This window comes from uncultured Chloroflexus sp., from assembly GCF_937129525.1.
Classification (GTDB): domain Bacteria; phylum Chloroflexota; class Chloroflexia; order Chloroflexales; family Chloroflexaceae; genus Chloroflexus.
Genome location: NZ_CAKZNK010000022.1, coordinates 32,599 through 51,931 on the forward strand (window position 1 = coordinate 32,599; position 19,333 = coordinate 51,931).

Here is a 19,333-nt window from a genome sequence, read left to right on the forward strand (position 1 = left end):
CCGAATGTTTTTGGTGTGTAAGCCTTGTACTTCCATTCAATGGCAAAAGGGCGTGATGGAGGGCCGCGCGCAGTGGGAGCCGGTGACGCTCATCGATGCGCGTGGAATAGCCGGAATGATGCGCTGCATTGCTTTGCCTCCTCGATACATGACCTGAGGGGTGAACGATGGCCGGTTATCGGTCGCCATTGTGCCGGTGCGTCGCAATGTCTCTGATGTGGGTCGTGAGTAGAGGGGGGCGGCTACTCTGCACAGCCGCATGGCGCCGCAATCGAACAGAATGAGTGTCATTCGCAACCTTTTCTGCCACATCGTTGACACTTCATCGCAAACACCGGGAGGACATCACAGAGCGGGGGAAGGGGATTGTCGCCGCCCATTTCGCGCAAGGTCGCTGAAAACCGGGTACAATAGGGGCGAGGTGACATTGCGTGAGGAAGGCTATGCCAGAATATATTGCCACAATTGGGCTGGAGATCCACGCTCACGTCTTAACGGTTTCCAAGATGTTTGACGGTTGTAGCACCGATTACGCCGGTGCGCCGCCTAATACGCGCGTGTCGGTGGTGAGCCTGGGCTTGCCAGGCGCGCTGCCGGTGCTCAATGCCCGCGCTGTCGAGCTGGCCGCTCTCTGCGGGCTGGCGCTGGGTTGTCGAGTGAATGAACGCTCGATCTTTGCTCGTAAATCGTACCCGTATCCCGATTTGCCCAAGGGTTTTCAAATAACTCAATATGATGAGCCACTCTGTAGTGATGGCGCAATCGAGATCCGCACTGCTGCCGGCGAAGTGCGTCGGATCGGGATCGAGCGTCTGCATATTGAAGAAGACACGGGTCGTTTGATCCATAGTCCTGATGGCTCTTCACTGATCGACTACAATCGCAGCGGCATGCCGTTAATGGAGATTGTCACCCGACCCGATATTCGCACACCGGAAGAGGCGCGGCTCACCTTCGAGAAGATCCGCCAGATTCTGGTCTGGATCGGGGCGAATAGTGGCAATCTGGAAGAGGGGGCGTTGCGCTGTGACGCCAACGTAAGCGTGCGTCCGGTCGGCTCTGACCGTTACGGGGCAAAGGTTGAGATCAAGAATATTAATTCATTCCGCTTTGTTGAGCGGGCGCTGGCATATGAAATTGAGCGGCAGATTCGCGTGCTCGAAGCGGGTGGCGTTATCGAACAAGAGACGCGCGGTTGGCGTGAAGACCTTGGTCGCACAGAGGGTCAACGTTCCAAGGAGTATGCTCACGATTACCGCTATTTTCCTGAACCTGATATTCCACCGCTGGTGCTGTCGCCGGAATGGATTGCTGCGCGCAAAGCCGAATTACCCGAGCTGCCTGATGCCCGGCGGGCGCGCCTGATGGCTACGCATGGTTTGTCGTGGCAGGATGCCGATCTGCTCACTCAGGAACGGGCGATTGCCGATTATTACGAAACCGCAGTGGCGGCAGTCAATCGGCCCGACGGAGCGAAAGAGGTCGCGAACTGGGTGCTTAACGAGGGTTTTCGCCTGCTGAAGGACCGCGGTGAGCCGGCGACCGCCCTGATCGAGCGGATGCCGGTAAACCGATTGGCGACGCTGATTGATCTGGTGCAACGCGGCACGATCACGCGCGCTGTCGCCAAGCAGCTCTTCGAAGAAGTCTTTACCACCGGCGTCGATCCGGCGACTTTGGTGGCTGAACGAGGGCTGACGCAGATCAGCGACGATGGGGCATTGCTGGAAGCGGTGCGGGCCGCGTTAGCCGATGAAAAAGCGGCCAAAGCGATTGCCGAATACCGCAAAGGGAAGACCACGGCGATCCAGTTTCTGGTTGGCATGGTGATGCGGGCAACCAAAGGGCAGGCTAACGCGCAACGGGTGCGCGAACTGTTAGAGGCAGAACTTGGATGACCTTGACCGGTGATGAGTCAACTACGCTGAATCCGCTTACCTTGATGGAGTCGGCGCGCGAAAAGTATACGCTGGCGCGCGCGCGGCGTGAGGTGCCGGAACTGGCGCTGCTCAGTATTCACGGCGCCATCGAAGATACTTTGCGCGCTCATCTCCTGCGCTTGCATTCGCCGGCGGCGCTCGGTCCGTTTGCCGGCGTGATCGCGGCGATGCAGGCGCTCGAACAGCATCCGCTTAGCGCCGATGAAGCCGATGCCGTGCAGCGGCTTCATCGATTGCGCGGACGGATCGCGCGCGGCGAGCATCTGGCCGTAACCGGTGAAACGCTGGCGGCGTATCAGCGCCTGGCGGTGATGCTGTTGCCGCGCTATGGCGTGCAGGTTGTGCCGGATACCGAGCCGGCACGTCGGCGCGCAACGCAACCGATGCGATCGCAGACAGCCTTGCCCGACGACCAACCGGTGCGGGTGCAGGTGCGCGATCGCCATACTGCCTACGAGGAAGCGTATCGTATCCGCTCATTGGGCCATCGCGCCTTCGAAGCCAACGAGGATCGTCGTCTGCTTGTGCCCGGCTGGGTTGCGCCTGCGCTGATTGTGGTCAGCATCTTTGTGATCGGTCTGGCTATCGCGTTAAGTCTGCAAAATCCAGCTCCGGTTGCGCCGCCGGTCGCGCCGATTGTTACGCCTTCGCCGGCGGCGACCGCGATGCCGACTTCGGCGCCGACAATTGCCCCTGGCGCGGCAGTAACACCCGTTGCAGAGCCGACTATCACGGTTGAGCCAACACCTTTGCCGGAAGGATTGGCTGTCGGACGCATCGCTTTTGTCGTAGAGGGGATTCCCGCGCTTAACATGCGTGCCCAACCCGGCCTCAGAGCCGATATTCCCGTCTTGTTAGTCCTGGCGCCGGGCACACAGGTTGAGATTATCGGCGGCCCAGTCGAGCAGGATGGGCGGGTGTGGTGGCAGGTGCGCAGTGCCGGCACAGAAGGCTGGTGCGCCGGTGATTTTCTGGAGGTGCGGTAAGGCATAGCCTCCCTCCCCACGTAGCTGCCCGCTCTTGTTCATCGCGTGATCGGCGCTATCGCCTGAACGTGATACCGGTAGTCGCAAATTTGCTATAATAGAGGGGCATTTGCGCCGGAGTGGCGAAATGGCAAACGCTGCGGTCTTAAAAACCGCTGGGGGAAACCCCTTACGGGTTCGAGTCCCGTCTCCGGCACCAAACGTTGTGATGTTCCAACGGCAGGTCGATCGCGCTGATCGACCTGCTGTCATTTTCGTGATGAAATGAGGGGGAAGAAGGAGGAGAAGCCACGCATAGCGCGCGCTGGTTGTGGCTCAACGATCTCTGCTTCTCTTAACAAAGCGCCTCGGCGCAGTGCTGAAACCGTTCGCCCGGCGCGTAAGCCCAAGCGCAATGTCCGGCTGGCAGCATCGCTTAACTTCCGTTCTGTTGCTCTAGTTGTTGTCGCTTCTGATCGATCCGTTGCTCGGCAGCCAGCCGTTCAAGGTCGTAGTCGCGCTGATCAACGAAACGCATGCCGGCGGCGAGCGCAGGATGCACGGCGCTAATGGCGCGGAACATCATCTGCGCAACTGCTCGATACGATGGGTGACCCTGCCGCGCGCTGCGTAGCTCGATCAGATGGTAGGCTTCGCGCAAGTTGAGCTTGACCCGCCAGCGGATGCGGAAGGCGAACGGCACTGCATATTGCGCCTCGTGGGGGAAGTGGCGTTCCAGATCGGTCACCAGTTCGGCAGCCTGCTCAAGTGCCGCGCGGTACTGGTCGGCAACGCCGATGAGCTCCAGCTCTGGTGGCGTCACGAAGCCGTGGACGACCGTAAACCGTTGCCGCTCTTGCGTTAACACCCGATGGCGCTGGAGATCGCGATAGGCGCCGATGTCGGCCAGAATGTCAAAGGTGTAGTATGGTTCTTCAAAAGCGCGTCCAGGTCGATGGAAGCGACTGACCCGTTCCCCCACAGCCGCGGCGATGATTGTCTGGCGTTCATGATCGGGCATCGCCGCTACCAGCTCACGAATGGCTGTCAGGGGCAGGTCAAGGTGCGGGTAGAAAATGGCAGCGACGAGCTTCTCTTCCGCCTGAGGATCGTAATCAACCAGTTGAACCGTAACGGTATCACCTGGGGGCAATTCCGCATCGATCTGCGCTGCCAGTCGAGCCGCTTGTTCGCGTGTAGCGGACAGGTAGGCAGCATACGCGCGTCCACGTTCGCTCCGCGCCCGTTTCACAAACGCCGGAATAACGTAATCAAGTTCGGTCTGAATAGCTTCGCTCAGCGCGCGCGCTTCGGCGAACGGCGCTGCCGCCAGTTTGATAATCAGATATTCAAAGGCGCGTCCATTGCCAAACAGACCGACATTTGTCTGCGTGGCCATCGGCAACAATCCACGCAGCATATCGAGCGCTTTGGCTTGAATTGCCTGGCGGTACGCGCGCGGCGTCGTTGTTTCATCGCGCGGGAACTGGTGTTGCAACCATGCCTGAACCGGCGCCAGCAGTGCGCTGTAGGTGGCGAAGAGTCGATCCATCCCGGCTACGTACCGGGCAGCAAATGGCGAACCCATAATGACCGGTTCACGCAGGTACGGGTATCCATCTGGTCCGGGCAGATCGAAGCGCACATAACGAGTAGACTTCTCAAGTGGTGACAGTCCGAGTCGGCTATCTTCGAGCAGTTTGGCGGCGATATTACTGACACCCTCACAGGCGAGATGAGCGCCGCCAAGCTCAGCGACCGAGTCGTCACCATAGCCGATCAATACCCGCTCATAAAACGCTTCAGCCTGACGGGCTGCGATCAGTTGGGCGGCAGGACTCTCGCCGACAGCCGATACGATAGCAGCGAAACCCGACTCTGGTTCGCTGATGAATTCGTCAAGCAAAAGACGGCGCAGGCTTTTCGTGCTCCGGCTATAGCGGGCAAAGAGCGCTCCTTTCACCACTTCCGGCAGATTGCGCAGACAGAAGACGGGCCGGTCAACGTTGGTGACAAACGGTTGCAACAACGCGCGCTCTTGGGGCGTGAAGTCTTCAGGGTAATATCCAAACATTGATCACTTCTCGGATGTGTTTCGGTTACACAGCGTTTATTGTATACCACACTACTGGCGATAGATGCAAAGGCGCGCGCTGCAGGTTTTAACATATCGGTCGCAACTCTGTGCTACCATAGAATTGATGACAGCAGCTTTATCAGGGGAATATCATGACCATCGTCTACTTGATCCGTCACGGCGAGACCGACTGGAACATGGAAGGCCGCTGGCAGGGCCATATTGATGTTCCACTGAATGAAATTGGATACCGACAGGCCCGGTTACTGGCAAATCGGCTGGCGCGCGATGGAGTGCAGTTTCAAGCCATTTACAGCAGCGATCTCTCGCGCGCATATCAGACGGCGTGGGAGATTGGGGCAGTGTTGAAGGTGCCGGTGCAATTGTTGCCGGCATTGCGCGAGATTGACACCGGCGAGTGGAGTGGCCTGACCACAAATGAGGTGCGTGACCGGTTTCCAGCCGAGTGGGAGCAGATCATGCAAGGGGTTGACCTGCCACGCGGCGGCGGAGAGACGACTGCAGCGTTGCGGCGGCGGGTGGTGACAGCAGTTGAGGCGATGGTTGCGCAGCATCGTGGTAAGACGCTTGCTTTTGTAACCCATGGCGGGTGCATTCGCGCGCTGCTGGCTCACGCAGAAAACTTTCACGACACGAACTTTGGGCGTTACCCACATATCGGCAACACGTCGGTGACGGTGCTTGAGATCGGATACAAGCACTGGCGGGTGAAGACGGTGAATGATATGCAGCATTTGGAAGTCGAACATCTGCCAGAGCTGGTTTCGACGCCACCCGATGATGCCGAGCTTCCAGCTCAATGAGCGGTATCAGGTTCAGGTGGGCACCATTGCTATGACGCAAACAAGCTTGCCGGCACAGAGTAACGATCTGTCGGCGCGTGAGATAATATCGCTGTATCACGTTGAAACGCCAGAAGGCGTTGTGCTTGTTTACACTCCTGCCGGTCCGGCCAGTCGGACAATGGCGGCAGTTGTTGATTACACGATTCTGGCATTCTTGTTCGTGATCGGATTAACTGCTTTTGCTGTAACCGGTGATACCGGTCTGCTCAATAATGATCTGGGGCTGGCATTATTTGGCCTGTTTTCCTTCGGGCTCAATTGGGGCTACTACGTCTTCTTTGAACTGATCTGGAATGGGCAAACGCCAGGTAAGCGTCTGGTAGGGTTACGTGTCTTGCGTGAGGGTGGCCGACCTGTCGATGTGGTCGCAGTCATCACGCGCAATCTGATGCGCGCAATCGATTTTTTGCCCCTCGGGTATGGGATCGGATTGCTTTCCCTCTTCATCGATCGTTACAACCGGCGGCTTGGTGATCTGGCTGCCGGCACTGTCGTCGCGCGTGAAGGCGAGCCGATCATACTTGACAACATTCTCAAGCCGGTGGAGGTGCGCGTGCCGCAGCGCGCGCCAGATGCGCCGCCAACGCCGCTGTTGCCCAACATCGAACGGTTAACCCCTGCCGAACGGACGCTGATAACTGATTTTTTGCAGCGTCGCGACAGTTTAAGCGCTGGCGCGCGCGCAGCTTTGGCTGCGCAGCTTGCAGTACTGATTCACCAGCGCCTGGAATTACCGCTGGCCGGTGGGCATCCCGAACGATTTTTGGAACACGTTGAGCGTGAATATCGCGTCTTTCAGGCTATGATGGAGCGCCATTCTGGGTGATCGGGTGTCCAGATTTCCAGATTGGGCAAACGGCGAAACCACATCTCTTGCCGGCGGATGAAAGCGTGGGTGTCGAAACGCAAGCGCTCGATGCAGGCTGCAAGATCGGCTGTGCCTTCGAAATAAGGCCGAAACTGGATATAGCCGAGACTCGACATTGCCGGGAGCGACCAGTCGTAGCCACGCGCCAGCAGGCTGGCAACCTCGTCAACCAGGCCGGCGGCGATCATGCGCTCGATCCGGGCATCGGCGCGGGCGTATAGTTCAGTCCGTGGCCGATGAAGCCAGATTGTCCGTGGGCGAAACGGCGGTGGTCGTCGTTCTTGCAGGCGCGAAATCGGTTCTCCGCTGACCAGGTAGACCTCAAGCGCGCGCACAACACGCCGAATGTTGGTGGGAGGGATGCGAGCCGCAGCCACCGGATCGACTGCGGCAAGGCGAGCGTGGAGTGTTTCCGGCCCTTCACGCGCCGCCAACTGTTCGAGTTCGGCGCGCAATGCCGGCTGCGGCGCCACGCGCGGAATCTGCCAGCCTTCCAGCACTGCTGCCAGGTATTGTCCGGTGCCACCGACCAGGAGCGGAGTGCGCCCGCGCGCCTCAATGTCGGCAATAGCTGCAAGCGCCAGATCCTGAAATTCGGCCAGCGAGAAGGATTGATCCGGATCGCGAATATCGATCAGGTGGTGTGGGGCATAGGCCTGTTCATCCGGTGTTGGCTTGGCGGTGCCAATATCCATGCCCCGATAGATCTGACGCGAATCGGCTGAAACAATCTCGCCGTCAAGGCGCTGCGCCCATGCGATTGCCAGTTCGGTTTTACCGGTGGCGGTGGGACCAACAATGGCTATCAAGTCGCGCAAAGGCTTCCCCTGTTGCTGATGATGGTGTGTCGTGGCGTGTCAGTTTGTTCACTTTTGTTGTGTCTTTATAATGCAATGCGTCATAAAGATATGACCCTGTATCACTCCCATGCTACAATATCTTTAGCGACGTGCTTGCAGTGTAGCGGCAGCAGCAGCTCAGCGCTCAGGGTGGCATTCACTGCGATATTTCTGCGCTGCTCATCATCTACCTGATCTATCTGAGCGCGAGCGATGTGCGGAGGTTAATTATGAACGATCAACATCACAGCCCTGCAATGCCGCTCACGATCACAACCCGCGACGGTCGCGCGCTGCGGGTGCGTCACCTCGTGGCCGCGGATGCCGGGTTACTCGAGCGCATGTTTTACCGCCTTTCCCCTGAGTCGATCTATCGCCGCTTCTTCATTGCTGCCGAGCATGCTTCGCCGGAACTGGTGCATAAATCGGCCCAGCGGTTAGCGGCAATTAATCCTCGCCGCGAAGCGGCTCTGGTCGCGCTGGCCGATGAGCAGGGACAGGAAGAGGCCATTGCCGTCGCGCGTTTTGCCCGTCTACCACACCAGCCGCAGGCGGCTGAGGCATCTATCCTAGTGCGCGATGATTATCAGGGAACAGGTGTAGGCCGTCAGTTGCTCGAATTACTGCTCGAAGAGGCGCGGGCTGCAAACATCGAGCGGTTGATCTTCTTGACCCACGCTGACAATACGGCTATGATCCGACTGGCTACCGGTCTGGGGTTGCCGTTTCATGGCCGACATGCCGATGGCCTTTACGAGATACAGTTGCTGTTACAGCCCCAGGCCAGGCCGGTCTTTGAGTTTATCGGGACTGCTTGAGGATACCGTTATGGCGAAAACATCTGGCTGGAAACTTTTGCCGATGGCGCTGACCGGCGCCATCGGTGTGTTAGGTGGGATCATTGGCACAGCGTACTATGTGAGTCTGCGGGTGAGTGCCCAACCGCGTCGCACCTATCTCGACAGTTATACCTTTACTCCCTGGGAACTGGGGGTGCCGTTTGAAGTAGTTGAGTTTCGTAGCAGCGACAATCTGCGGCTGGCAGGCTGGTGGTTACCGCGACCAGAGACGAACGCCGTGATCGTGTGCAGTCATGGTCACTCCGGCAGCAAAGATGAATTGCTGGGTATCGGGAGTTATTGCTGGCGTTCTGGCTACAATGTGTTGCTGTTCGATTATCGTGGTCGCGGCGATTCTGATCCTTGGCCGAAGACATTGGTGAGCCGTGAAGTGGATGATCTGCTGGCTGCGCTGGCGTATGTCCGGCAACGGATGCCCGATGCTACCATCGGGGTCATTGGCTACTCAATGGGGGCAGCGGTTGGCATTCTTGCCACAGCTCGCGATCAGTCGGTCAAGGCACTGGTAGCCGATAGTTCGTTTACCGCCGGTGATGATGTGGTTGCGCACAGCATTACGCAGGTGTTACCGATCCCGCCGAAGCCGTTGGTGCGACTGGCTGATGCAATTGTGGCCCGTCGCCACGGCTACCGCTTCAGCCAGGCCCGTCCGATTGATGCTATTGGTCAGATTGCGCCCCGTCCTATCTTTCTGATTCACGGTGTGGATGACTCAATCGTGCCGGTAAGTCACACGCGCCAGCTCTACGCCGCGGCTCGCGAACCGCGGATGGTATGGGAAGTTCCCGGCGCGGAACATTGCGGCGGCTATTTTGTTGATCGAGTCACCTATTGCCGGCGAGTGGTTGAGTTTTTTGATCAGTACTTGCGTAGCGTTGAGGCATGACCGGCATGCGGTTTGACATTCTCACCCTCTTCCCGGCAATGTTTCAAGGGCCGCTCACCGAGAGTATTCTCAAGCGAGCGCAACAGGCAGGGAAGATCGTTATTCATTTGCACGACATTCGCCAGTGGGCAACCGATCGCCATCGCACAGCCGATGATACGCCGTATGGCGGTGGCGCTGGGATGGTGATGAAGGCAGAGCCGCTGGCGGCAGCGATTCGCGCGGTACGCGCTGCTGATGCGCATCCCGGTCTGACGGTTTTGTTGACCCCCGATGGAGAGCTGTTTACCCAAAGTATGGCCCGTGAACTGGCGACCTTGCCGCGTCTTTTGCTGGTTTGCGGTCACTACGAAGGAATCGATGAACGGGTGCGCGCAACGCTGATTGACCGTGAAATCAGCATTGGAGATTACGTATTGACCGGTGGCGAACTGGCGGCAATGGTGGTGGTGGATGCGGTGGCGAGGTTGGTACCGGGGGTGATCGATAGCGAATCGATTGTCGAGGAGAGTCACAGCGACTTTTTGCTTGAATACCCACATTACACCCGTCCGGCGGTATGGGAGGGTCTGGAGGTGCCGCCGGTGTTGTTGTCAGGTCATCACGGCGAGATTGCCCGCTGGCGGCGGGCTGAGCGGTTACGGCGGACAATGACTCGCCGACCCGATCTGCTGGCCCGCGCTGCCGCTGCCGGGGTGTTGACCAAAGCAGATCTGGCGTTACTGGCGGAGTGGGGTTGGCAGCCTGAGCGTCAAGATTGACAGCTATCGTGCTCAGGGCTGAGGATTGTGCCGGCATCGATATGTGTTCGGTGCTTGATAGCCGCGCATGGGTAAGGATGCCTCTTTCATACCCGGAGGACTGTGCTCTGGCCTGGCGCGTGTTGGTTAGAGAGGAGCAGGAGCCGGATGCCGACTGCCATCCCCGCTGAGAAGCGGGAGCGGCGTCGGCAAGCGTTCGTTTACCGCCAATGCGGGGAATTGTTTTGCTGCGCTTGCAATCACCGGTGGAACGATGGGGTGCGCAGCGCGGTCACTCGCCTGCGCCGCTTGCCACAACATTCAGGTGGCACAACTGCGCCGACCGATCTCAATGTGCCCGGGCAGTGGGGAGTATGGCAGAGATTGCGGTTTCAGGGCAGACTACACCGCCTCTGCCCGGTACTCACGCCAGAGACGGCGTAATTCTGCCGCCGGATTGCGCCAGAATCGATCAGGATCAATTGGCAGCGTGGGCAACGACTCCTTTGCCGGCAGACTGCCAATTGCCTCGCGCAAGGCCTCCCATCCGGCCTTCGCTCGCCCATCTCCAGTCCATAATCCCCAGGTACGCGCCATCCAGCTCCGGTCGAAAGGTGGGACGTGCCAGTGCTCTTCGGCAGGATCGACCATGCCGATGAACCAGACGGCTGCTGCTCCAGCGCTGGCCAGGGTTTGCACAGTCGTTTGCACTGCGGTTGCGACAGTCTCTTCATCGGCCAGGAAGGTTTGAGCTGAGCGGGCAAAGATCTCATCGGATTGCCAGCCGCGCAACTGCGGGCGCGGCGCAGTTGGCCAGCCTACATCGGCCACTACAACCTGCGCGGCGGCAGTATCGTTGACCTCCTCGGCCAGCAGACCGGCTACGACTGCGTGCAGGAAGCATACCACTGCGCCACGGTCAGGTGAGCCGTCACCTGGTGACGACCACGGCCCGGCGCTCACCACCACTGCGCCACCGGCCATCGCAATATCGTAGGGTCGTAGGCCAGCGTGGTTACTCAAAGAAGCGGCATCAACCTGACCAAACAACTGTTTGGCCCCGTGACCACGCGCTCGGTCGGCCAGATCGGCCCACCAGGCTGCCATGTCGCGGTGATTGACCGGCGGTCGCGCGCGCTCAAAGCCGGCGCCCAATATCCAGCCGTGGATAGCCGGATGGGTAGCAAAGTTACCAATGACTTCGCGCAACAGGTAACGCTGTGCTGCGCGCATTTCCGGATCGGCATAGAGATCGCGCGCCGGTTCGTGCCGGTAGAAGTTGTTGTCAAGAATGGACACGGCTGGCGACGCCAGTAATTCACTCACTCCCTGCGCTGTCAAGGCCTGAGCTGGCAGGCCAAGTGCCCAATCGGGCAGGTGCAGGGCAGGGCCGAAGGTGGCGCTGAGTAGCGAGACGACAACTTGTAGTCCATTGGCCTGAGCCAGATCGAGGCCACGGTGAAACCCATCGAGGGTCGCAACCGAGATGCGTTGGGTTCCCGGCTGGACTTCAGCCCAACGCAGATCGAAGCGTACCTGTTGGATCCCGATTTCGCGAGCGCGTTGCAAGAATTCACGCAACGCACCCCGGTCATAGCTCGACCAGCTTGCGGCCAGCGCCTGTGGTCGCGCCGGCAAAGGTGGCCAGATTGTTGTTCCGACGTACATAGGCATTTTGCGTGTATACTGACAAGAAGCCGTTGGTTAAGACTTTGCCGACAAATGTTGTGACGAAAGCGTCAACGGATTTCATAAGGCGATAGCGTTACCTGATCACCGTGACAGATTACCGTATAGTATAACAATGTCTTATCGAGTTGAAATCATTGTTCCGGCTGGTCTCGAAGAACTGGCCCGGGCTGAAGCACAGCGAATCGTCGGTCTCCGGCTTGAGCCTCCTCGTGAGAGTGGCGTTATCGAAGCGACAATGCGCGGCCCTTTGCCAGCATTATTTGAGTTGCGTTGCGCCATCTCAGTGTTTCTCGTCCGCAGTTTCACCATTCCTCGCCCGCGCGCTTTGCTTGGCGATGAGCATTTTCGCGCCGTTCTCGCGCTCATCGAAACAGTTCGCCACCTGCATCCAGCCGGGACATTTCAGACGCTCTTTCTGAGCGCTGCTGGCGCTGATAGCAGTGTGCTGCGGCGCTTCAAGCATGAGTTGAGTGTCCGGTTGGGGCTGGCAATCGGTGACGAAGATGGCGATCTGGTGTTGCGCCTTCGTCCCAGTCGCGAACGAAACGGTTGGGATCTGCTGGCGCGGCTTACGCCGCGACCCCTGGCGACTCGCCCGTGGCGGGTGTGTAACCGGGAAGGGGCGTTAAATGGCCCGGTAGCGCATGCAATGGCGCTGTTAAGCAAACCGCGCCCGAATGACAGGATATTGAATATCGGTTGTGGTTCCGGAACCCTGTTGATCGAGCGATTGTTAATCGGGCCGGCAGCGCAGGCTATCGGCTGCGATACCGATCCGGAAGCGCTCACATGCGCCTATCGCAATCTGGCTGCCGCTCGTCTCAGTCATGCTGTTGAATTGTACGATTGGGATGCGCGGCAATTACCGTTACCGCCGGCCAGTTTCAATGTAGTGCTGGCCGATTTACCATTTGGGCACTTAGTTGGGTCTCATGCCGACAATCTCACGTTATACCCGGCGTTACTGCGTGAAGCTGCTCGTGTTACCCGCCCCGGAGGGTGTGCCGTGCTGATCAGCCACGAAGTGCGCTTGATGGAGCGCACACTGACCGACCTGCCTGTCTGGCGCAAAGAACAATGTTTACGAGTCGATCTGGGCGGACTATATCCGCGCATCTTCGCGCTGCGACGAATTGATAGCGCGTGATCCGCCACACATAGGCACGACACCTTATATCACTCTTGTTCGCCGCCAAGCTCAATCCGCGCTGCCTTCACCTGCTCAAGGCGTTGGCGTAGAGCGTTAAATTGCGCGTTAAGGGTTTCCATTTCACGTCGCTCCAATTCCATGATGCGAAGCAACTGAGCTTTCTGCTCAAGTTCGAGCCGATCAGTTGAGCGGCTGATACGTTGTTCTAGCTCGCGCAGCCAGCTATCAATGCGTTCAAGCCAGGAAGTCAATTGGCGGAGATACTGCTCGTCAGTCTCTTGCAAAGCGCTCATCCGTTCGTCGGCCATCTGACGCAGTTCTTCTAACCGCTCTTGATTCATTAAGAAGCGCTCGGTGGAGATGCGTTCGATCCGCCGCATTTCGGCGGCAATTTCAGATAATTGCGCGTTTATCTCCTTAATTTGCACTGGCAACTCTTCGGCAAAGAGATCAATGCGCTGGCGAATCTCTTCCAGGCGCTCGATTCGGGAACGCAACTCATCGATAGCCGGTTGCAGATCGGCGGCGAATTGTTGCGCCTCAACCGCCAGCCGCCGCATCTGGTGTTTTTCCACCTGTAGTTCGTCGTTTAGTCGACGCGCTTCCTGCATAACTGCTGCGTCAGCTTCGCGCAATCGCTCAAGCTGAAGAGCAAACTGCCGTTGTCGCTCGTCAATTTCTTTGATTTGCGATGATAGAGCTGCAATCTGCCGCTCAGCCTGCTCGATGCGACTCAGCCAGCCGGCCAGGAAGTCGCGGTCTTGTTTGCGCGCCTCGGCAATCTGCTGGATCTGCGCTTGCATATCGCGAAGCGGACGCGTGCCTTCTTCAATTTTGACCAGCGCTGCCGCTACTTCCCGGCGCAGCGTGACCACATCACGGCGCACGATCTCGTTAGCCTGAGCAACGTCGCCGGTATGACGCTCAAAGAGCGTTTGGATCTGGGCGATTGTGCCTTCATTCTTGCGCACCTGTTCCATTGCCCACTGGTACTTATTGGTCTGGTCTTTGAGCAGGCGGCGCAATTCATCGATCTGGCCTTGCAGATACACCAGTTGTGATTGCTCTTGCGCGCGCAGCCGTTCTTCTTCATAACGCGCCGTTAAGTCTGAGTTAGTCATAATTACCTCGGATTGTTGCTGGTCTGACTATTGCGACAGCGTTGCGGTTTGCGCGGTCGCGATTGCTTCCGGGAGACTGATTGCTCCCACGTACAATGCTTTGCCGATAATCGCGCCCTCGACTCCAAGCCGGGCAAGTTGACGCAGATGGTCGAGCGAGGCGATACCGCCACTGGCAATGATTGCCGGGCCATTGGCAGCAACAAGCTCGGCCAGCGCGGTGAAGTTGGGGCCGCTCAGGGCGCCATCGCGACTGATGTCAGTATAGACGATCCGTCGCGCGCCGAGCGCAGCCATCTGCGCCGCCAGGTTCGTCGCCGATACCGTGGAAGTGACTGTCCAGCCATCGGTAGCAACCATCCCATTGCGGGCATCTATGCCGATCACAACTCGCTCGCCGAACCGGTTGAGTAAGCGGGCAACCAGCCCGGTTTCGGCGATAGCGGCAGTGCCAATGATCACGCGCTCAACCCCTAGCGCCAGGGCTGCTTCAACATCTTCTTCGCGGCGCAAGCCACCGCCGAGCTGCACCGGGATGCTGACAGCCTGCGTGATGGCCAGCACCGCATCGACATTCTGTGGTCGTCCGGCGCGCGCGCCATCGAGATCGACAAGATGCAGTCGCGTTGCGCCTTGCGCTTCCCAATTGCGGGCTACGCCAACCGGATCATCGGCATAGACCGTCATCTGGTTGAAATCGCCCTGATATAACCGCACGCAACGTCCATCTTTCAAATCAATCGCAGGAATAATTTCCATTATGCTGCTCTCCCTGAGCTACCGCTCCAGGCAACAAAGTTGGCCAGCAAGCGCAGCCCGTAATCGCCGCTCTTTTCAGGGTGAAACTGCACCGCCGCTAACCGGTCGCGAATGATGATGCTGGGGAAGTCTAGACCGTAGCCGGTGTGAGCTGCGATAATCGATTGATCGGTCACGTCACAGTAATAGGAATGGACAAAATAGACATCAGCTCCGTCAGGAATGTCATTCAGAAGCGGATGGTTGCGAAAGGAAGGGGCGATCTGGATCTGGTTCCAGCCAATCTGGGGAATCTTGCCGGCGCTATCGGGTAACCGACGCACAGTGCCGGGCACAATGTTCAGACAGGGGTGAGGCCCGAATTCTTCACTTTCGCTCAGCAACACCTGCATGCCAACACAGATTCCAAGAAAGGGCACTCCTGCCGCTACCACATCCGGCAAGATGTCAGCAATGCCAAGCTGTTGCAAACTTGCCATCGTGTCGGCGGTCGCGCCGACTCCGGGTAAAACGACGGCATGCGCCGAGCGAATCAGATCGGGCTGATCGGTAACGATTAAATCAGCGCCAACCCGCCGCAAAGCTCGCGTGACATTGGGCAGGTTACCGGCGCCATAGTTAATGACTGCAATCATGGTTCTCCCTGATAACCGGTTTGCATCAAGAGCGGGTGTTGGTTGCGCAACGTATTGATGATATGATCAATTGCCGGTTCTGGTGTGTCAACGCCGCCAATTGGATCGGGGCCAGGATCCAGACCGAGCAGTAAGCGAAAGATTGTGACAACACCGGCAGCGAGGGCGGGCAGGCTGTATCCACCCTCAAGCACGAAGCCGATTTTGCCCTGGCACAGTTCATCGGCCCAGTTAAGCAGATGTTGTCCGATGCGGGCAAAACCCTTGATCGAGAGCGCCATCGGCCCGATCGGATCGCTCCAATGGGCATCGAAACCGGCTGAGATCAGGATCATCTCCGGCTGGAAACGACGTAGCGCCGGGCCGACAATCTGGCGAAAGATGCGGTCGTAGCCCTGATCGCCCGTACCGTAAGGCAATGGCACATTGAGCGTTGTGCCGGGGGCAGTGCGTGGATCGCCGGTTTCGTGAACAGCGCCGGTGCCTGGATAGAGAGGGGATGCATGCGTCGAGCAGAAAAATACTCGCTCGTCGCGATAGAAGATATCCTGGGTACCGTTGCCGTGATGGACATCGAAATCGATAATGGCAATGCGCCGGTAGTTGTGCCGGTCAAGTAAGACCCGCGCCGCAATCGCAATGTTGTTGAAGAGACAAAATCCCATCGAGCGAATATCGGTGGCGTGGTGGCCGGGTGGTCGGACCAGGGCAAAGCCATTCTCGCATTGTCCGGTAGCAATCGCTTCAACCAGACCGATGGTCGCGCCTGCTGCCAGTAACCCAACCTCCCACGAGTCGGCAGTAACATAGGTGTCGCTGTCGATCTGTCCGCCGCCGTAGCTGGCTAACTGGCGCACCCGTTGCAACATGTGGGGGCTGTGGACGGCCAGCAGTTCGGCTTCGGTGGCGGGCCGGATTGGGAGCGTAGTTAATCTGGACATCAGACCCGACGCTTGCAATGCGCGCTGGATAGCGTGCAGACGACTTGCCTGCTCGACGTGTCCGTGCCAGGTGTGCAAATCGAACCGTTGATCGGTCACAATGGCAGTAGTCATATCAGGTCATGAGTGTCATGGCGCGCGTGTAGCGCTACCGAGCTGATGTGCCTGCGATGTTCGCGGCGTGCTGCTCTGACGCGCGATGCACGATCTAAGCTGTTCTTTGGCTGCGTGGATCGACCGGCCAGATGGTATTATCACCTCACCTGCTTATCGGCGTTGCCTCCCATTGTACCACGAGGCAACCGGATGGCGGGAAGAGGCGCGCTGACCGTGGTATAATCCGATGCGCAGCAGTGGCGGCAACGGGAATGCCGTGGCCCAATGTCCCGATCGATGAGAAGGAGACACAGCATGTCGCGCCCGCTTTTGGTATTGGTTGATGGCCATGCGCTGGCGTATCGGGCGTTTTTCGCCTTGCGCGAGAGTGGCTTGCGTTCGTCGCGGGGTGAGCCGACGTATGCCGTCTTCGGCTTCGCGCAAATCCTTCTCACCGCGCTGTCAGACTATCGGCCCGAGTATGTCGCAGTGGCTTTTGATGTTGGGCGCACCTTTCGCGATGATCTGTACGCCGAGTACAAAGCCGGTCGCGCCGAGACGCCGGAAGAGTTTCATCCACAGTTCGAGCGGATCAAACAACTCCTCGAGGCGCTGGCCATCCCGATTTATACTGCCGAGGGGTATGAGGCCGATGATGTGATCGGCACGCTGGCCCGGCAGGCGACCGAACAGGGTCTTGATACGATCGTTCTGACCGGCGATTCTGACGTGTTGCAATTGGTAAACGATCACGTTCGGGTGGCCCTGGCAAATCCCTACAGTGGTAAAACGAGCGTGACACTGTACGATCTCGATCAGGTGCGCAAGCGTTACGATGGTCTTGAACCGGGCCAGTTAGCCGATCTACGCGGGCTGAAAGGCGATCAATCCGACAACATTCCCGGTGTGCGCGGAATCGGTGAAAAGGGGGCAATTGCCCTACTTAAACAGTTTGGTTCGCTTGACCAACTGCTGGAAAATATCGCTGCTGCGCCGAAGCGTTATCAATCATTGCTCAGCGAACAAGCCGATACGGCGCGCTTCTCGCGCCAACTGGCAACCATTGTGACTGATGCGCCGGTTCAGCTCGATCTGGAAAAGGCCCGGCTGGGGGCGTACGATCGCGCCGCAGTGATGGCGCTGTTGCAAGAGCTGGAGTTCGGTGTCAGTTCAAACCTGATCAAGAAGTTACCGCCGGTCGTGCAACCACCGGTTCTAGCCGAACTGCCAGCCGATCTGCCGGCAGCGCCGACGGTTCAAGTCGGGCCGACTCAGCTCTCATTGTTTGATGGTGACGCTCCGCCGGCGCCGGCTACCACGGCTGCCATGTCGTTACCGGCTCAAATTGTGTGCGACGCAACTGCTTTGGCTGAAGTGGTTGCGCGCCTGCAAGCAGCGCCGGCCTTTGCCTTTGATACTGAGAGTACCAGCCTTCAAGCCGTTAGCAGCGATCTGGTTGGGATTTCACTCGCGATCTCGCCTGAGGAAGCCTGCTACATCCCGGTCGGCCACGAGACTGGCGAACAGTTGCCATTAGCCGAAGTAGTTGCGGCCCTGCACCCGCTCTTTGCCGATCCCAATAAGCCAAAATTTGCGCACAACGCCAAGTTCGATGCCGAGGTGCTGGCCGGTGCCGGTATCAAAGTGGCCGGTCTGGCTTTTGATACGATGATTGCCGCTGCAATGCTGGGCAAGCGACAGGGGTTGAAGGATTTGGCCTTCTATGAGCTGAAAATCCCCGAACCACCCACCACGATTGAAGACCTGATCGGTCGCGGGAGTAAACAGATTAGCTTTAGCGCAGTGCCGATTGACCAGGCTGCGCCTTACGCTATCGCCGATGCCGTGCATACGCTGCGTCTGACCGATGTGTTGCGCCGGCAACTTGATGCTGATCCGCCATTGCGTGATCTCTTTTATCGCGTAGAACTGCCGTTGATCGAGGTGTTGACCGAGATGGAGCTGGCCGGTATCCTGCTCGATCAGGAATATTTGCGCGAACTCGGCCAGCGCTTCGCGCAGCGGATCGATGCGCTGGTCGAGCGCATCTACGAACAGGCTGGTGGAGAGTTTAATATCAATTCCGGTCAGCAGTTGAACGAGGTGCTGTTTGAGCGGATCGGGATTGATCCGCGGGCCTATGGATTGAGCAAACTGAAGAGTGGCGGTTTCTCGATCACCGCAGAGGTATTAGAAGAACTGAGTCAGCTCTATCCGATTGCCGCCGATATTCTGGCCTACCGCCAGTTAACCAAACTCAAGAGCACCTACATTGATGCGCTGCCAGCGCTGGTCAATCCGCGCACCGGTCGGATCCATACTTCGTACAATCAGATCGGCGCTGCCACCGGTCGGTTGTCGTCGAACAATCCAAACCTGCAAAACATCCCTGTGCGCACTGAAGAGGGCCGGGAAATTCGCCGGGCATTTGTCGCTGCGCCGGGTCACCGTTTCGTCGCCGCTGATTACTCGCAGATTGAGTTGCGCGTTCTCGCGCATATCAGCGGTGATGAGAACCTGATCGCTGCGTTCCAGCAAGGTCTCGATATTCACGCTGCGACTGCCAGCCGGTTATTCGGCGTCGAGCCAGAGCAGGTTGACAAGAATCAGCGGCGGGTGGCCAAAACAGTGGTCTTTGGAGTGATCTATGGTATCAGCCCCTTTGGTCTGGCGCAGCGACTGGGCATCGAGCGCGAGATGGCGCGTCAACTGATCGATAACCTGTTCGCTCAATTCCCCGGCATCCGGCGTTATATCGATCAGACGCTTGCTTTTGGCCGCCAGCACGGCTATGTGCAGACCCTGTTTGGGCGGCGGCGCATGATGGAAGATTTGCGCGCGAGTGGCGTCCGGCGCGCGGCAGCGGAACGCGAAGCAATCAATGCGCCGATTCAGGGT

The 19,333-nt window shown here is 58.3% G+C and carries 16 protein-coding genes and 1 tRNA gene; 10 read left to right on the forward strand and 7 right to left on the reverse strand.

Features of this window, described 5'->3' with window-relative positions; all coding sequences use genetic code 11:
- Positions 1-443 precede the first annotated feature (443 nt).
- From gatB to Q0650_RS01975, 3 genes are all read left to right on the forward strand, one after another.
- Positions 444-1,898, forward strand: coding sequence for an Asp-tRNA(Asn)/Glu-tRNA(Gln) amidotransferase subunit GatB (gatB, locus tag Q0650_RS01965; RefSeq protein ID WP_298815366.1), 1,455 nt, complete (start codon positions 444-446; stop codon positions 1,896-1,898).
- Positions 1,895-2,926 carry an SH3 domain-containing protein gene (locus Q0650_RS01970; protein ID WP_298815368.1) on the forward strand — a complete coding sequence of 344 codons (1,032 nt, stop codon included), beginning with the start codon at positions 1,895-1,897 and terminating at the stop codon, positions 2,924-2,926. Before gatB ends, Q0650_RS01970 begins: the two co-directional genes overlap by 4 nt.
- 113 nt (positions 2,927-3,039) lie before the next feature.
- A tRNA-Leu gene (locus Q0650_RS01975) sits at positions 3,040-3,125 on the forward strand.
- Positions 3,126-3,341: 216 nt separating this feature from the next.
- On the opposite strand, the gene Q0650_RS01980 is transcribed toward Q0650_RS01975, so the two are convergent.
- Positions 3,342-4,979, reverse strand: a complete 1,638-nt coding sequence (locus Q0650_RS01980; RefSeq protein ID WP_298815370.1) for an FAD-dependent thymidylate synthase — start codon at positions 4,977-4,979, stop codon at positions 3,342-3,344.
- Between the two features lie 155 nt (positions 4,980-5,134).
- Between Q0650_RS01980 and Q0650_RS01985 the strand changes: the two genes are divergently transcribed.
- Together Q0650_RS01985 and Q0650_RS01990 are read left to right on the forward strand one after the other, a co-directional pair.
- Entirely contained in the window at positions 5,135-5,806 is a 672-nt protein-coding gene (locus Q0650_RS01985; RefSeq protein ID WP_298815371.1) for a histidine phosphatase family protein, read from the forward strand.
- A gap of 31 nt (positions 5,807-5,837) precedes the next feature.
- Positions 5,838-6,674, forward strand: coding sequence for an RDD family protein (locus Q0650_RS01990; RefSeq protein WP_298815374.1), 837 nt, complete (start codon positions 5,838-5,840; stop codon positions 6,672-6,674).
- Here Q0650_RS01990 and miaA read toward each other — a convergent pair.
- Complete coding sequence (gene miaA / locus Q0650_RS01995) at positions 6,644-7,534, reverse strand: tRNA (adenosine(37)-N6)-dimethylallyltransferase MiaA (protein ID WP_298815376.1); 891 nt, start codon at positions 7,532-7,534, stop codon at positions 6,644-6,646. The genes Q0650_RS01990 and miaA overlap by 31 nt on opposite strands.
- A gap of 251 nt (positions 7,535-7,785) precedes the next feature.
- Here miaA and Q0650_RS02000 point away from each other — a divergent pair, with 251 nt between their 5' ends.
- Genes Q0650_RS02000 through trmD form a run of 3 tightly spaced genes read left to right on the forward strand, consistent with a single transcriptional unit; the run spans position 7,786 to position 10,062 of the window.
- Positions 7,786-8,373, forward strand: coding sequence for a GNAT family N-acetyltransferase (locus Q0650_RS02000; RefSeq protein WP_298815378.1), 588 nt, complete (start codon positions 7,786-7,788; stop codon positions 8,371-8,373).
- A 10-nt stretch (positions 8,374-8,383) separates the two neighbouring features.
- Positions 8,384-9,301: an alpha/beta hydrolase gene (locus tag Q0650_RS02005; protein ID WP_298815380.1), complete on the forward strand. Its 918-nt coding sequence runs from the start codon at positions 8,384-8,386 to the stop codon at positions 9,299-9,301.
- Between the two features lie 5 nt (positions 9,302-9,306).
- The gene (gene trmD, locus Q0650_RS02010; protein WP_298815383.1) at positions 9,307-10,062 is read left to right on the forward strand and encodes a tRNA (guanosine(37)-N1)-methyltransferase TrmD; all 756 of its coding nucleotides are present in this window, start codon (positions 9,307-9,309) and stop codon (positions 10,060-10,062) included.
- Between the two features lie 381 nt (positions 10,063-10,443).
- Here the strand turns inward: trmD and Q0650_RS02015 are convergent, their stop codons facing one another.
- A complete protein-coding gene (locus tag Q0650_RS02015) occupies positions 10,444-11,709 on the reverse strand; it encodes a hypothetical protein (protein WP_298815384.1) in 1,266 nt (421 codons plus the stop codon).
- 136 nt (positions 11,710-11,845) lie between these two features.
- Here Q0650_RS02015 and Q0650_RS02020 point away from each other — a divergent pair, with 136 nt between their 5' ends.
- Entirely contained in the window at positions 11,846-12,880 is a 1,035-nt protein-coding gene (locus Q0650_RS02020; protein ID WP_298815386.1) for a methyltransferase domain-containing protein, read from the forward strand.
- 29 nt (positions 12,881-12,909) lie between these two features.
- On the opposite strand, the gene Q0650_RS02025 is transcribed toward Q0650_RS02020, so the two are convergent.
- The 4 genes from Q0650_RS02025 to Q0650_RS02040 are packed head-to-tail and all read right to left on the reverse strand — an operon-like array spanning position 12,910 to position 16,453.
- On the reverse strand, positions 12,910-14,004 hold the full coding sequence (locus tag Q0650_RS02025) for a hypothetical protein (protein ID WP_298815388.1): 1,095 nt from the start codon (positions 14,002-14,004) through the stop codon (positions 12,910-12,912).
- A 27-nt stretch (positions 14,005-14,031) separates the two neighbouring features.
- Positions 14,032-14,763 carry a 1-(5-phosphoribosyl)-5-[(5-phosphoribosylamino)methylideneamino]imidazole-4-carboxamide isomerase gene (gene hisA / locus Q0650_RS02030; RefSeq protein ID WP_298815390.1) on the reverse strand — a complete coding sequence of 244 codons (732 nt, stop codon included), beginning with the start codon at positions 14,761-14,763 and terminating at the stop codon, positions 14,032-14,034.
- Positions 14,763-15,398, reverse strand: a complete 636-nt coding sequence (gene hisH / locus Q0650_RS02035) for an imidazole glycerol phosphate synthase subunit HisH (RefSeq protein ID WP_298815392.1) — start codon at positions 15,396-15,398, stop codon at positions 14,763-14,765. The genes hisA and hisH overlap by 1 nt, the downstream gene beginning before the upstream one ends.
- Positions 15,395-16,453 (reverse strand): histone deacetylase, encoded by a 1,059-nt coding sequence (locus Q0650_RS02040; RefSeq protein WP_298815394.1) that lies wholly within the window; start codon positions 16,451-16,453, stop codon positions 15,395-15,397. The genes hisH and Q0650_RS02040 overlap by 4 nt, the downstream gene beginning before the upstream one ends.
- A 297-nt stretch (positions 16,454-16,750) precedes the next feature.
- Between Q0650_RS02040 and polA the strand changes: the two genes are divergently transcribed.
- On the forward strand, positions 16,751-19,333 hold a 2,583-nt coding region (gene polA, locus Q0650_RS02045), incomplete at its 3' end, for a DNA polymerase I (protein ID WP_298815396.1).

Excerpts from the sequence above, each read along its gene's own strand:
- gatB (WP_298815366.1), top strand. The coding sequence starts at position 444 with ATGCCAGAATATATTGCCACAATTGGGCTGGAGATCCACGCTCACGTC.
- Q0650_RS01970 (WP_298815368.1), top strand. The coding sequence starts at position 1,895 with ATGACCTTGACCGGTGATGAGTCAACTACGCTGAATCCGCTTACCTTG.
- Q0650_RS01980 (WP_298815370.1), bottom strand. The coding sequence starts at position 4,979 with ATGTTTGGATATTACCCTGAAGACTTCACGCCCCAAGAGCGCGCGTTG.
- Q0650_RS01985 (WP_298815371.1), top strand. The coding sequence starts at position 5,135 with ATGACCATCGTCTACTTGATCCGTCACGGCGAGACCGACTGGAACATG.
- Q0650_RS01990 (WP_298815374.1), top strand. The coding sequence starts at position 5,838 with ATGACGCAAACAAGCTTGCCGGCACAGAGTAACGATCTGTCGGCGCGT.
- Q0650_RS02000 (WP_298815378.1), top strand. The coding sequence starts at position 7,786 with ATGAACGATCAACATCACAGCCCTGCAATGCCGCTCACGATCACAACC.
- Q0650_RS02005 (WP_298815380.1), top strand. The coding sequence starts at position 8,384 with ATGGCGAAAACATCTGGCTGGAAACTTTTGCCGATGGCGCTGACCGGC.
- trmD (WP_298815383.1), top strand. The coding sequence starts at position 9,307 with ATGCGGTTTGACATTCTCACCCTCTTCCCGGCAATGTTTCAAGGGCCG.
- Q0650_RS02015 (WP_298815384.1), bottom strand. The coding sequence starts at position 11,709 with ATGTACGTCGGAACAACAATCTGGCCACCTTTGCCGGCGCGACCACAG.
- Q0650_RS02020 (WP_298815386.1), top strand. The coding sequence starts at position 11,846 with ATGTCTTATCGAGTTGAAATCATTGTTCCGGCTGGTCTCGAAGAACTG.
- Q0650_RS02025 (WP_298815388.1), bottom strand. The coding sequence starts at position 14,004 with ATGACTAACTCAGACTTAACGGCGCGTTATGAAGAAGAACGGCTGCGC.
- hisA (WP_298815390.1), bottom strand. The coding sequence starts at position 14,763 with ATGGAAATTATTCCTGCGATTGATTTGAAAGATGGACGTTGCGTGCGG.
- hisH (WP_298815392.1), bottom strand. The coding sequence starts at position 15,398 with ATGATTGCAGTCATTAACTATGGCGCCGGTAACCTGCCCAATGTCACG.
- Q0650_RS02040 (WP_298815394.1), bottom strand. The coding sequence starts at position 16,453 with ATGACTACTGCCATTGTGACCGATCAACGGTTCGATTTGCACACCTGG.